The organism is Methyloversatilis universalis FAM5 (genome assembly GCF_000214035.2).
Lineage (GTDB): Bacteria > Pseudomonadota > Gammaproteobacteria > Burkholderiales > Rhodocyclaceae > Methyloversatilis > Methyloversatilis universalis.
Map to the genome: position 1 here is coordinate 46145 of NZ_AFHG01000052.1, position 13618 is coordinate 59762.

The window sequence follows — 13618 nt, forward strand, 5'->3', positions numbered from 1 at the left end:
CGTACCCGGACCGGTCGCCGCGCGCGGCCGGTCCGCCTCTCCCGGGAGTCCGCATCGTGACATCCTCCAGATTCCGCATCCGTCGCGTCGCCGTACTGGGCGCCGGCGTGATGGGCGCGCAGATCGCCGCCCACTGCGCCAACGCGAACGTTCCCGTCATCCTGTTCGACCTGGCCGCGAAGGAGGGCGATCCGGACGCCACCGTGAAGCGCGCGCTCGCCGGGCTGAAGAAGCTGGAACCGGCGCCGCTGGCCACTGCCGACCGCGCCGCCCAGATCGAGGTGGCGAACTACGATCGCGACGCGGCGCGACTGGCGGACTGCGATCTGGTGATCGAAGCCATCGCCGAGCGCATGGACTGGAAGCACGGGCTGTACGCCAAGGTGGCGCCGCATCTGCGCAGCGATGCGATCTTCGCCACCAACACCTCCGGCCTGTCGATCAACGCGCTGGCCGACGGTTGCCCGGACGCGATGCGCAGCCGCTTCTGCGGCGTGCATTTCTTCAATCCCCCGCGCTACATGGCGCTGGTCGAACTGATTCCGGCGCGCACGACCGACGCTGCGCTGCTGGCCCGGCTGGAGGATTTCCTGACCACGACGCTGGGCAAGAACGTCGTGCGCGCGCTCGACACGCCCAATTTCGTCGCCAACCGCATCGGTGTGTTCTCGATGCTGGCGGCGATGCAACACACGGTACGACTGGGCCTCGGTTTCGACGAGGTCGACGCGCTGACCGGTCCGGCCATCGGCCGGCCGAAGTCGGCCACCTACCGCACCGCCGACGTGGTCGGCCTCGACACGCTGCTGCATGTCGTCAAGACCATGACCGACAATCTGCAGGACGATCCGTGGCACCGCCACTACGTCGCTCCCGCCTGGCTGGCCGCACTGGTCGAGCGCGGCGCGCTCGGCCAGAAGACCAAGGCCGGCGTCTATCGCAAGGACGGCAAGGCGATCAAGGTGCTGGATCTCGCGCTGCAGGATTACCGCGACGCCGCCGGCACCATTGCCGAAGAGGTGCAGGCCATCCTTGCCGAGCGCGATCCGGCGATGAAGCTGGCCGCGCTGCGCGCGAGCGGGCATCCGCAGGCGCAGTTCCTGTGGTCCATCTTCCGCGACGTGTTCCATTACGTCGCGGTGCATCTGGGCGACATCGCCCACAACGCGCGCGACGTCGACTTCGCAATGCGCTGGGGCTTCAGCTGGAGCGCCGGCCCGTTCGAAACCTGGCAGGGCGCCGGCTGGCAGCAGGTCGCGGAATGGTTGCGCGAGGACATCGCCGCCGGCCGCGCGATGTCGGATGCGCCGCTGCCGGCCTGGGTGTTCGAGCGCCACGGCGTGCATGAGGCGGCGGGTTCGTGGTCCGCCTCGGCCGCAAAGCTGGAGGCGCGCGTCGTGTCGCCGCGCCAGCTCTTTCCGGAGCGCATGCCGGCCGAAGTGCCGCGCGCGACGCATACGGTGTGGGAAGGCGATGAAGTACGGCTGTGGACGCTGGACGACGCCGACGGCGAGCGGGTGCCGGTGCTGTCCTTCAAGAGCCGCCTGTCCTGCGTCGGTCCGAAGGTGCTCGACGGCATCCGCGAAGCGATCGCGCGCGCCGAGCGCGATTTCGACGGTCTGGTGATCTGGCAGCCGCAGGGACCGTTCTCGGTCGGCGCCAACCTGAAGCAGATCCGCCCGGTGCTGGAGGCGGGCGACTTCGCGACGCTGGACCGGGTGATCAACGACTTCCAGCAGGCGTCGATGGCGATCAAGTACGCCCAGGTGCCGGTCATCGCCGCGGTGCAGAACATGGCGCTCGGCGGCGGCTGCGAATTCGTCATGCATTCGCCGCGCGCGGTGGTGGCGCTGGAAAGCTATATCGGTCTGGTCGAAGCGGGGGTCGGTGTCATTCCGGCCGGCGGCGGCTGCAAGGAATTCGCGATCCGTGCCGCCCGCGCGGCCGAGACTTCGGCAACGAAGGATCCGATGAATTTCCTGCAGTCGGTGTTCCAGACCATCGCCATGGCTCAGGTATCGAAAAGCGCGCGCCACGCGCAGGAGATGGGCCTGCTGAAGCAGGACGATGTGGTCGTCATGCATGCCGGCGAACTGCTGCATGTCGCGCGGCGCAACGCGATCGCGATGGCCGAATCGGCCTGGCGACCGCCGCTGCCGGCAGTCGACATTCCGGTGGCCGGCCGCAGCGGCATCGCCACGCTGGACATGATGCTGGTGAATATGCGCGAGGGCGGTCTGATTTCGGCGCACGACTACCGCGTCGCGCACGCGTCGGCGACTGCGCTGTGCGGCGGCGACATCGAGACCGGCACTCGGGTGAACGAACAGTGGCTGCTCGAGGTCGAGCGTGCGCTGTTCGTCGATCTGCTGCGTACGAAGGAAACCCAGGCGCGCATCGCGCACATGATGGACACCGGCAAGCCGCTGCGGAACTGACGGGAGATTCGCGATGAAACAGATACAGGATGTCTATATCGTCGCCGCCAAACGTACGCCGGTGGCGAAGAAGGGTGGCGCCTTCCGCCACGTGCGGCCGGACGACATGCTGGCGCACGTGCTGCGCGGCGTGGTCGACGCGGTGCCTGAATTCGACCTGAACGACATCGGCGACGTGGTGGTCGGTTGCGCGATGCCGGAAGCCGAGCAGGGCATGAATGTCGCCCGCATCGGACTGCTGCTGGCCGGCTTTCCGGTGTCGGTGCCCGGTGTGACGATCAACCGCTTCTGCGCCAGCGGCCTCAATGCGGTGGCCGACGCCGCGATGAAGATCATGACCGGCCAGTGCGACATCGCCATCGGCGCCGGCACCGAATCGATGACGGTGATGCCGACCATGATGGGCAACAAGGTGACGGTGAATCCGCGCGCCTTCGAGTCGCCGGAGAACGTGGCCATCGCCTATGGCATGGGCCTGACGGCGGAGAAGGTGGCGCACAGGTACGCGGTGTCGCGCGAGGACCAGGACGCCTTCGCGCTCGCGTCACATCAGAAGGCGCTGGCGGCGATCGCCGCCGGCCGTTTCGCTGACGAGATACGGCCATACATGGTGCGCAGCCACCTGCCCGACCTGACGAGCAACACGGTGCGCATCGTCGAGCGGGTGTTCGATACCGACGAAGGCCCGCGCGCCGATTCCACCGCCGAAGGGCTGGCGAAGCTGCGGCCGGTATTCGCGGCCCGGGGCTCGGTCACCGCCGGCAACAGCTCGCAGATGTCGGACGGTGCGGCGGCGGTGCTGCTGATGTCGGAGGCGGCGCTGCAGCGCACCGGTGCGAGGCCGATCGCCCGTTTCCGCAGTTTCGCGGTCGCCGGCGTGCCGCCGGAAATCATGGGCATCGGTCCGGTCGAGGCGATCCCGCGCGCGCTGAAACAGGCCGGCGTCGTGCAGGCCGACCTCGACTGGATCGAACTGAACGAGGCCTTCGCCGCGCAGGCGCTGGCGGTCATTCGCACGCTGGATCTCGATCCGGCGAAGGTGAACCCGCTCGGCGGCGCCATTGCGCTCGGTCATCCGCTGGGCGCCACCGGCGCCATCCGCACCGCCACCGTCATCGCCGCGATGCAGCGCGGCGAAGCGCGCACCGGCATGGTGACCATGTGCATCGGTACCGGCATGGGGGCGGCCGGGGTGTTCGAGAAGGTCTAGCGGCGGCAAACGCCGCGTTTCAGCGGGTGGGGCGCTTCCGCTTCGATCGTGCCGTGGAGTCGGGGATGACGCGTGAGCCTCCGCCGCATCCCGGCGGGACGCCGCTCCCACGGGGGCCGGTGCGAAGTGTGGAGCGTGCCGTCGGGTGCGGCAGTTGTCTGTCCGACGCTCGCTTCGAGTTTCGGGATGCAGTTTGTATTTTCCGTGGGAGCGGCGCCCTCGCCGCGATCCATGCCTGGAGCCGGAGATGGTGCGTGAGCATGTGCCTCATCGCGGCGGGGCGCCGCTCCCACGAGGACCGGCGCGAAGGGTGGAGCAAGCCGCCGGGTGCCGCAGTCGTCTGTCCGACGCGCGCTTCGAGTTTCGGGATGCAGTTCGTATTTTCCGTGGGAGCGGCGCCCTCGCCGCGATCCGTGCGTGGAGCCGGAGATGGTGCGTGAGCATGCGCCGCATCGCGGCGGGGCGTCCCTCCGACGGGGGCTGGTGCGAAGGGTGGGCATGCAGCGGGGCGCGGCAGGCTCCGACAGCCGTTCGCCTCAGGGATCCGTATGCAATCGGGTTTTGCGTAGGCGCAGTGATTTTTCCGCGAGGCGGCTTTGGCGGACCGCCGGCTTCAGTTCAGGCTTCCACCGGCGGTATAAGCTCGCGCCTTCGTCCTTGAGACTGTCCTGAAGATGACCCCCAACGATTCCGGCCGCATCCTGAGCACGCTCGAACGTGGCGTCGCGACGCTCACCATGTCGAGGCCGGCGCGGCGCAATGCCTTCACCACCGCGATGATGCAGGGTCTGCGCGAGGCGGTGGAGAAGGTGCTGCCGGATCCGGCGTGCCGGGTACTGGTGCTGCGTGGCGACGGGGGGAGCTTCAGTGCCGGCGGCGATGTGCATGAGTTCTCACAGAGCCTGCCGCTGGACCCGACGGCGCGTCTGGCCACTTTTCGCGCACTGGTCGAGAACTGGGTCAATCCGGTCATCCTCGCGCTGCGTCATGCGCACCAGCCGGTGCTGGCCGCGGTGCGCGGCGACTGCGTGGGCTACGGCTTTTCACTGATGCTGGCGTCCGATGTCGTGATCGCGGCTGAGGACGCGCTGTTCTCGACCGCCGGCATCGGTCTGGCCCAGCCGGGTGCCGGCGGCCAGTCGCACTTCCTGGTGCGTGCTCTGGGCGAGCGGCGGGCGCGCGAACTGATGTGGAGCGCGCGCCGCTTCGATGCGCACGAGGCGAAGGAGCTGGGCCTGGTCGAGCGGGTGGTGCCGGTGGATGAATTCGATGCCGCGGTCGCCGCCGAAGCCGCGCGACTGGCGGCGGGGCCGCGCCACGGCTGGGCCGAAATCAAGCGCCTGCTGAATTCATCCGGTCAGCCGCTTGCACAGCAGCTGGCCGACGAGGCGGCGGCTTTCGGCCGCTGCGCCGCCACCCGCGATTTCGCCGAGGCCGTGACCGCCTTCATCGAGCGGCGCAAGCCGGGTTTCGAGGGACGCTGAGCGCCCGCGCAGGACCGGCCCCGGCCGGGGCGCCCGACCTCAGTAGCCGGCGACGATGTCGCGCTTCATCGGCGCGAGACGGCGCAGCAGCTCGTTCTTTTCCGCGGTGCCGACGTGGCGGTCCAGCACCTCGCGCAGCATGCCGACCAGGGCGTCGAACTCGGCTTCGGTGATCTGTGCGTCGACATGCGTCTTCTTCATGTCCTCACCTTCGTAGTCGCACTGGCCGCCTGCCACGTTGCAGATGAACATCGTGATGCTGTGCTTCAGGTGTTTTACCTTGATGCCCTCCAGCGAGCGGCGCGTGCGCGGATCGATCGTTACCACGTCCACCAGATCGCTCACGATGCGCTCTATGCCGGCTTCGCCGCCGAGCCGCGCGTAGAGGGCATCGTCCTCGCGCAGGTGGGTGCAGCCGGCGAGCAGCGCCAGGCCGGCGATCAGCAGCAGACGGTGATGGGCACGATTCATGCGAGTGTTCCTCTGGAGCGACACCCGGATATCGGAGTCGCTCGCTGCGGTCTTGAGCCGTTGTAAGCTCTTTCAGACTTTTGATCAAATTTCCCACAAATGAAAGCCCGCCGCCCTCACTTCGCCGCCCTGACCGGCCTGCTCGCCCTCGCAGCGGGCGGTGCATTGGCGGATGACGCGCCGCTGCGCATGTCCGGCTGGCAGTCGGCCGCCGGGCCGGCGCCGGACGTGGTCGAGCTGCCCGCCACCGGGTCCGGCGAAGCGACCCCCGACGCCCGGTCCGCTCCCGCGGCCAGACCGCGCAGCGGTGACCGCCTGATCGCGACCGGCGGCGTGAGTCAGATCGAGGGCGCGGCCGGAGGCGGTCTCAATCCGTGGGCGGTGATCGCCGGTTACGGCACACGCGAACAGATCGGCGCCTCCGCCTTTCATACCCGCCTGCGCACCCGTGGCGGCTTTCAGCTGGAATCCAGCGGGGTCGCGGTCGGCCTGTGGAACCGGGTCGAACTGTCGGCGGCCACCCAGCGTTTCGGCCTGTCGGACACGGTGCCCGGCCAGTCGATCGACCTCGACGTGATCGGTGCGAAGGTGAGGCTGTTCGGCGATGCGGTGTATGACCAGGACCGCTGGTGGCCGCAGGTGTCGGTCGGTCTGAGCTGGAAGCACAACCGCGATTTCGGTCTGGTGCCGACCCTGCTCGGCGCGCAGCGCAAGTCCGACCTAGAAGCCTATGTGGCGGCGACCAAGGTGTATCTGGGGCTGGCCGGCGGCTACAACCTGCTGACCAATGTGACGCTGCAGGCCACCCGGGCCAACCAGTTCGGCCTGCTCGGCTTTGGCGGCGACAGGTCCGACGACTACAAGCTGATGCCGGCGGCCTCGGTCGCGGTACTGCTGCGTGACAATCTCGCGGTGGGGGTCGAGTACCGCGAGAAGCCGGACAACCTGTCGGCCTTCCGCGAACAGGCGGCCTCCGACGTGTTCGTCGCCTGGTTCCCGTACAAGAACTTCTCGCTCACCGCGGCCCAGGTCGATCTGGGCAATGTGGCGGACAAGCCGCGCCAGCGCGCCTGGTATCTGTCCGGTCAGCTGTCCTTCTGAACCGGCCGCTGCGGGTGTCACTGCGACATATGTAGCGCACTGCGACTGAGACAGCTGTCTCTGTTTTCCCTGCTCCGGTGTCTCAGTGAGTCACTCACCCGCGGCAGGGGAATTTTTCCCTTTCTCCGCAAACCACCGCCCCGTCTGGCGGAGTGTCGTCGAGGCGGCCGTCACGGCCTCCGTGGCACGAATGCTGCAGACATCTGTGCGCGCATGTCTTCGGAACGTCGTCGTTCCGCGTGCCGGCCGATAAAAATCCGGGCCGGCGGCAGGCCTGCGCATTCACAACATTGGAGGAAGCCTGATGAACAAGAACAGCGGCCGCACCCTGCGGCCCAGTGCAGTGAGTACCCTGGCCAGCAGCCTGCTGGCAGCCCTGCTGCTGGCACCGGTTGTCGCGCATGCCGAAGATCCGGAACCGCCGCTCGGCATCAACGTGCTGGAAGCCACCTTCAAGTGGCGTCCGAACTACGTCAGCGACGACATGCTGATCAACGCCGACAAGGACGCCAACAACTGGCTGCACTACGGCAAGGACTACCAGGCCACGCGCTTCTCGCAGCTGCGCCAGGTGACCCAGGACAACGTGAAGAAGCTGGTGCCGAAGTGGAACCTGTCCTTCGGCGTCAATGACGCGCAGGACAGCCAGACCACCGTGGTGAATGGCCGCATCTACGTGACCGCCAGCCAGAACAAGGTGTTCTCGATCGACGGCGCCACCGGCCGCATGCTGTGGAAGTACGAGCGCTCGCTGCCGGGCGACCTCGGCCCGCGCCTGTGCTGCGAAGCGGTGAACCGTGGCGTGGCGGTGTACAAGGACATGGTCTACATGGCCACCCTGGACACCCACGTGGTCGCGCTGAACAACACCACCGGCAAGGTCGTGTGGGAAAAGAAGCTGGGCGACTACACGACCGGCGAAATCTATACCTCGATGCCGCTGGTCGCTGACGGCAAGATCGTGGTCGGCAACTCCGGCGGCGACGTCGGCGCCAACGTCGGCAAGATCACCGCGCTCGATCCGGACACCGGCGAAATCGTGTGGCAGACCACCACCCGCCCGACCGACGCCAAGGACCCGAACGCCAAGACCTGGGCCAACGACTCCTGGCGCACCGGCGGCTCGTCCGCCTGGCTGACCGGCAACTACGACCCCAAGAGCAACACGATCTACTGGGGCGTGGGCAACCCGACGCCTGACTTCGACCCGAGCGTGCGCAAGGGCGACAACCTGTACAGCAACTCCACGCTGATGATGGATGCGCGTACCGGCAAGATCAAGAACCACTTCCAGTACACGCCGAACGACGCCTGGGACTACGACGGCAACAACGAAACCATTCTGGTGGACGACGAGAAGGGCCGCAAGGTGTGGCTGCACGGCGACCGCAACGGTCACCTGTACTCGATCGACCGCGTTACCGGCAAGTGCAACTGGGTGGTGCCGATCGCACGCGTGAACTGGGTGACCGGCTTCTCCGACAACTGCCGTCCGATCGTCAACCCGGAAAAGGTCCCGGGCTACGACAAGATCGCCAAGGACATCGCGCCGATTCTGGACGGTGGCAAGGAATGGCACCCGGCAGCGTACAGCCCGAAGACCAAGCTGCTGTATGTGCCCTACATCGACAGCTCGATGGACATCCAGGCCAAGAAGATGGAATGGAAGCGCGGCGAGTGGTTCCTGTCGTCCAAGGTGCTGAAGGCCAACCCCTACACCGGCGGCATCAAGGCGTTCAATGCCACCACCGGCGAAGTGGTGTGGTCGCGTCCGCAGAGCACGCCGGCGACCAGCGGCATGCTGGCCACCGCGGGTGGCGTGGTGTTCGCGGGTGACGCCGAGGGCTGGTTCCACGCCATGCGTGACGACACCGGCGAGGCACTGTGGCGCTTCAACGTCGGCACCGGCATCCACGGCAACCCGACCACTTTCACGGTGGATGGCAAGCAGTACGTGGCCATCGTGTATGGCCCGGGCGGCGGCAGCCTGTGGCCGCTGGTGTATGACGAGCTGTTCAAGCACCAGAACCGCGGCGGCGGCATGATGATCTTCGGCCTGTCCGAGTAATGGAGCCGGGGCGCCCGCAAGGGCGCCCCATGTCGCGATGACGATTTCGATCAAGACATCCGCCGTGCTGCGCATCGCAGCCTGCCTGCTGGGCCTCGCGACGTTGCCGGCGGCGCATGCAGCATCGCTGAACGCCTGCGTGGTCGAGGGCAATGCGCCCTTCTCATCGCGCGACGGCGGCGCGAAGGGGCTGGATATAGAAGTGATGCAGGCGGTGGCTGCCCGCATGGGGCGAGACCTGCAGCTCACCTGGATCACCGTGCCCGCCCGCGGCGGCATGGGCCGGGCGCTCAAGCAGACGGTGCAGGCCGGCACCTGCGAACTGTTCGTCGGTCTGCCCGAAACCGTAGACGGCGGCGAGGATCTGGCCGAACGCAATCTGGTCGCCTCGAAGCCGTACGCCGCGGTCGCCTATGCGCTGGTGGTGCCTGCCGCGAGCAAGGCGAAGGTGCTGGCTGACCTGCGCACCGCACGGGTGGGCGGTATCACCGCCACGCCGGCCGATCTTCACCTGCTGGCCGGCGGCTACAACCGTACGCCTTACGGCAGCGTGAGCCAGATGCTGGAGGCGGTGGCGCGGGGCGAACTGGGCGGTGCGCTGGTGTGGTCCGGCCGTCTGGCCGAAACGCCGCTGCCGGCTTCACTCAGGCTGGCCCAGGTGCTGCGTGAGCCGACCCTGACCACCCGTTTCGTGATCGCCTACCGGCGCGGCGACGCGGCGCTGGGCAGCGAACTCGATGCGGTGCTGACGGCTTTCGCGGCTGACGGCACGCTGGACGCGCTGGCCCGCAAGGCCGGCTTCCCGTGAGCACAGGAGCCGTGATGCAGCACTCATTGCGTTTCATGCTGCTGGCCGGCCTGACGGCGGCAAGCGCTTCGTTCGCCTTCGGCAACGACATTCCGGCGGTGAATCCGCTGGCCGGTGACCCGCAGGCCGCGCAGGCCGGCGAGGAACTGTTCGGCCGCAACTGCCAGCAGTGCCACAACTCGCGCGGCAAGGGCGGCAAGGGGCCGCAGCTGGTCAAGGGCGCCTGGGGCCCTGGCGGTGCGAACAGCGATGGCTACATGTACGGAATCATCGCCAACGGCCGGCCCAACACCCAGATGGGCGGCTTCGGCCCGGCGCTCAAGCCGGAAGAGATCTGGCAGATCATCGCCTTCCTGCGCGAGGAAGCGAAGCGCGTGAAGGCGGCCGAAAAGGCCAAGGCCGGCGCCGAAGACGATCTCTGGTTCTGATCCCGCATCCGGCCCGGCCGGATGCCGGTGCGGCGGCCCGATGCGGCTGGCCGCGCCTGTCCACTCATATGGAGTTCCACCGATGCAATACACCCTGATCCGCGGCGCCGCCACCTGCGCGCTCGCCGCTGCGCTGGCGCTGGGCGCCACATCCGTTTCCGCCTTCGGGCCGGGCGGCCCGACCGGTCCCGCCGGGGCCGCCACCGAAAGCGACGCCAGCAAGGGCGAAGAACTGTTCGGCCGCAACTGCCAGCAGTGCCACAACTCGCGCGGCAAGGGCGGCAAGGGGCCGCAGCTGGTCAAGGGCGCCTGGGGCCCGGGCGGCGCCAACAGCGACGACTACATGTACAAGATCATTTCCGAAGGCCGGGCCAATACCCAGATGGGCGGTTTCGGGCCGGCGCTGAAGCCGGAAGAGATCCGCCAGATCATCGCCTTCCTGCGCGAGGAGGCGAAGCGCGTTCAGGCGGCTGACCGCAAGGCGGCCACCCAGGACGAAGGCCAGTGGTACTGATCCGGCCGTCCGGTCACTGCTGAGCCGATTTCACCCACGAGAAGAAGAGGAGACACGCCATGAAGTTCACTACCCTGTCCGCCGCCGTCGCGCTCGCCGCGCTGAGCGCATTCGGCAGCGCCGCACAGGCCCAGACCGCGCGTCCGTCGCTCGACCTCGCCACCGCCAAGGCGATCGGCGAAGGCTGCGAGAAGTACGCCGCCAGCAAGGGCTGGCGCATGATCATCGCGGTGCATGACACCGCCGGCAATCCGAAGTACTTCAGCCGCATGGACGACAGCATCCTGATCAGCGTCAATGTGGCCCGCCTGAAGGCCGACACCTCGGCCAGCCTGCCGGTGTCCACCCGTCAGTTCCGCGATCTGTCCAAGGGCATTCCGACCGCCGAACTGCTGCCCCGCACCACCGCCATCATCGGCGGCCTGCCCATCATGAGCGCCAAGGGCGTGCATCTGGGGGGCGTCGGCGTCAGTGGCGGTACCGAGGAAGAGGACGAGGAATGCGCGAAGAAGGGTCTGGAAGCGGCCAAGTCGCTGCTCTGATCCCTGCCCGGGGCGTCATCGGGCGCGGGCCGCCGGCCCGTTCCCGCCCCGATCCGGGCGCCGGCGCTGAAAATTTTTCACACTCCGGCGTCCGGCCATCTTCAGTTCCGGTTCACGCTTTCGTTAAGAAGCTTCGGGTTGTCCATATACGCCGTTGCCGAGCCGGAACAACATGAATACCAGAGCCGAGCCCCCCGTCGAAGATTTCGCCCGCACCGCCGATGCCGCCGTGGTCGGCAAGGATCTCGCTTTCAAGGATCTGGGTCTGAAGGTTGGCGACCGCATGGTGATCGAGCCACCGGCCAAGCTGGGCGAACAGCCGGGCGTGGTGAAGCTGATCGGCTGGGTGAATGATCTGAGCGTGCTGGTCACCATGCCGGACACCCGCGCCTGGGCCGGCCCGCCGATCGAGGGCGACGAAATCGGCGTGCGCACCTTTTCCGGCCGCCACGCCTACGGCTTCAGCACCGTGGTCGGCAAGCGTTCGGTGCGTCCGTTCGAATACCTGCATCTCGAATTTCCGCGCCGCATCTCGATGCGGCAGATCCGCAACGCCGAGCGCATCGCCACCTCGATCAGCGCGCGGGTGACCGACGCCGACGAACCGGTGCCCACCGTGGTGACCAATCTCAGCGCCACCGGCGCCGAAGTGCGCGTGTGGTCGCCCGGCCGTGCGGTCGGCGACAAGGTGTCGCTGGAACTGGTGCTGGACATCCACAAGGTGCGCACCCGCATCGTGGTGACCGGGGTGATCCGCAACCAGCACGACACCGTGGATACCGGCGAACCGGCCTATGGCGTCGAATTCGAGGACCTCAACGCGCAGACTTCGGTCTTCCTCAAGAGCTACGTCTACCAGAACCTGGTCGAACAGCCGCACCGGCGGCTGTAAGTCAGCTACAAGCGGCAAGCTCCAGGATTCAAGGAACCCCTTTTGTTCCGGGGGGTTCCGACCTTGCAGCTTGCAGCTTGCAGCTTGCAGCTTGCAGCTTGCAGCGCTCAGCGCTGGCGGCGTGAGAGGGCGCCGACCAGCGCCAGACCGGCGCCGAGCAGGGCCCACGAAGCCGGTTCCGGCACCGGCGCGGTGTAGCCGGCCAGTTCGGCGGCCGACGCGCGGTAGCCGTGCAGCACGCCCGGAATCAGCGCGAAACCGTCGGTGCTGCCGGTATAGGCGGTGCTCGTGCCGGCCAGCGTGCAGCCGGCGGTCGAACCCAGCGGACACTGGATGCGCTGCTGGGTGGCCGGGTTGTACAGCACGTCGAACTGCACCGCGCTGCCGTTCTGGGTCACCGAGTAGTCGTTGTCATTGCCGGCCACGATGAGCCAGGAGCCGTCGTCGAGTTGCGGGCCCACTGCCAGGCCTTCCCACTTCTCAGGCGACACGCCGCCGGTTTCTGGCAGCGTGTTCGCCGCCAGATCGATGAAGGGCGTGCCGTTCTTGCTCACCGCGACGAAGCTGGCGCCCGGCGCATCCAGGTCGATGCCGGTCACGTCGGTCGCGCCGGCGAGGCTGATCAGATACACATTCTTGTTGCCAGCCGCGCCGGCCAGCGTCGCTTCGGCGCCCAGACCGCGGTTGTTGCGCTCCAGCACCATGAATTCCTGGTCGTTCAGCGCGACCAGCGCCGAAATGCCGCGGCCCTGGGCTGCGGTGTCCATCCGGTAGGCGTACTGCGCCACCGCTTCGCCATTGCCGTTGTCGAACTTGACGATGCGGTTGTACACGCCGTTGGCGCCGCCTTCGTCCATCATCGAACTCTGCAGCATCGCGTAGGTGTAGCGGCCGTCCGGCGAGATGGCCAGCCCTTCGAAGCCGCGATTGGTGCGGCGGCCGCTCACGCCGTCGCCGTCGTAGTTGTACTGGCCGTTGGCCAGCACCGGGCGCAGCGCCTGCGGCGTGTTGTAGGTGCGCAGCAGCGCGCCGCTGCGGTCGAATTCGTACAGCGACGGACCGTATTCGTCCGACACCAGCAGCGTGCCGGTGCGCGGGTTGATGACGAAACCTTCCGGGTCGAAGGCGGTGCCCAGATTTGCGGCCGAGCCGCTCAGCGTGCCCGGGAACTGGCCGCCCATCACCGTGCCGCCAGCGCTGAACTTGACCGTCTGCACCACCTGGAAGTTGGATATGGCGCCGCTGCTGCGGTCCACATCCAGCGTGAAGCGCTGCACCCGCACGTCGTAGGGCAGGGTGCCGCCGCCCGGACCGCGGTCGGACAGGCCCCACCATTCGTTGCGGTTCGGGTCGTAGTAGATGTCGGAGAACATGCCCAGCCTGCCGTCGTTCACGCTGCTGCCGAACTGGTCGCCGGTGCTGCCCGGAATGGCGATGCCGTTGATGAAGGACACGGCGGATGCCGGCATGGCGGCGGCGGCCAGCAGCGCCGCGGCGAGCGATTTCAGTTTCATGATGGACCTCACTGTTGTTGTGTCGGATATGCGCGATGGACATGCGATCGGCAACCGTCCAGCCTAGGCGGTGCATGTTTCAGTCTTGCGTCGCATCCGGTGCCTGCGCGAACCCTTGACCATTCCGGTGGTCACCCCCATGTGATCC

At 67.5% G+C, this 13618-nt stretch carries 12 protein-coding genes; 10 read left to right on the forward strand and 2 right to left on the reverse strand.

Features of this window, described 5'->3' with window-relative positions; translation table 11 throughout:
* Positions 1-56: 56 nt before the first annotated feature.
* The 3 genes from METUNV1_RS11280 to METUNV1_RS11290 all read left to right on the forward strand — a co-directional run bounded on the left by METUNV1_RS11280 (position 57) and on the right by METUNV1_RS11290 (position 5132).
* Positions 57-2438, forward strand: a complete 2382-nt coding sequence (locus METUNV1_RS11280; RefSeq protein ID WP_008061811.1) for a 3-hydroxyacyl-CoA dehydrogenase/enoyl-CoA hydratase family protein — start codon at positions 57-59, stop codon at positions 2436-2438.
* Positions 2439-2451: 13 nt separating this feature from the next.
* Positions 2452-3648 carry an acetyl-CoA C-acyltransferase gene (locus tag METUNV1_RS11285; protein WP_008061813.1) on the forward strand — a complete coding sequence of 399 codons (1197 nt, stop codon included), beginning with the start codon at positions 2452-2454 and terminating at the stop codon, positions 3646-3648.
* 674 nt (positions 3649-4322) lie between these two features.
* Complete coding sequence (locus tag METUNV1_RS11290; RefSeq protein WP_008061815.1) at positions 4323-5132, forward strand: enoyl-CoA hydratase-related protein; 810 nt, start codon at positions 4323-4325, stop codon at positions 5130-5132.
* Positions 5133-5171: 39 nt separating this feature from the next.
* On the opposite strand, the gene METUNV1_RS11295 is transcribed toward METUNV1_RS11290, so the two are convergent.
* The gene (locus METUNV1_RS11295; protein ID WP_008061817.1) at positions 5172-5603 is read right to left on the reverse strand and encodes a group I truncated hemoglobin; all 432 of its coding nucleotides are present in this window, start codon (positions 5601-5603) and stop codon (positions 5172-5174) included.
* A 99-nt stretch (positions 5604-5702) separates the two neighbouring features.
* Here METUNV1_RS11295 and METUNV1_RS11300 point away from each other — a divergent pair, with 99 nt between their 5' ends.
* The 7 genes from METUNV1_RS11300 (at position 5703) to METUNV1_RS11330 (ending at position 11956) form a co-directional block, all read left to right on the forward strand.
* A complete protein-coding gene (locus tag METUNV1_RS11300) occupies positions 5703-6704 on the forward strand; it encodes a DUF3034 family protein (RefSeq protein ID WP_008061819.1) in 1002 nt (333 codons plus the stop codon).
* 304 nt (positions 6705-7008) lie between these two features.
* Entirely contained in the window at positions 7009-8772 is a 1764-nt protein-coding gene (locus METUNV1_RS11305) for a PQQ-dependent dehydrogenase, methanol/ethanol family (RefSeq protein ID WP_008061827.1), read from the forward strand.
* Positions 8773-8836: 64 nt separating this feature from the next.
* Positions 8837-9580, forward strand: a complete 744-nt coding sequence (locus tag METUNV1_RS11310; protein WP_232416334.1) for a transporter substrate-binding domain-containing protein — start codon at positions 8837-8839, stop codon at positions 9578-9580.
* A gap of 14 nt (positions 9581-9594) precedes the next feature.
* Positions 9595-10008, forward strand: a complete 414-nt coding sequence (locus METUNV1_RS11315; RefSeq protein ID WP_043359765.1) for a c-type cytochrome — start codon at positions 9595-9597, stop codon at positions 10006-10008.
* A gap of 82 nt (positions 10009-10090) precedes the next feature.
* Positions 10091-10522 carry a c-type cytochrome gene (locus METUNV1_RS11320; RefSeq protein WP_008061830.1) on the forward strand — a complete coding sequence of 144 codons (432 nt, stop codon included), beginning with the start codon at positions 10091-10093 and terminating at the stop codon, positions 10520-10522.
* 59 nt (positions 10523-10581) lie between these two features.
* Positions 10582-11064, forward strand: a complete 483-nt coding sequence (locus tag METUNV1_RS11325; protein WP_008061831.1) for a GlcG/HbpS family heme-binding protein — start codon at positions 10582-10584, stop codon at positions 11062-11064.
* Between the two features lie 172 nt (positions 11065-11236).
* Positions 11237-11956 carry a flagellar brake protein gene (locus tag METUNV1_RS11330; RefSeq protein WP_008061832.1) on the forward strand — a complete coding sequence of 240 codons (720 nt, stop codon included), beginning with the start codon at positions 11237-11239 and terminating at the stop codon, positions 11954-11956.
* A gap of 107 nt (positions 11957-12063) precedes the next feature.
* Here the strand turns inward: METUNV1_RS11330 and METUNV1_RS11335 are convergent, their stop codons facing one another.
* Positions 12064-13470, reverse strand: a complete 1407-nt coding sequence (locus tag METUNV1_RS11335) for an esterase-like activity of phytase family protein (protein WP_008061833.1) — start codon at positions 13468-13470, stop codon at positions 12064-12066.
* Positions 13471-13618: the final 148 nt, after the last annotated feature.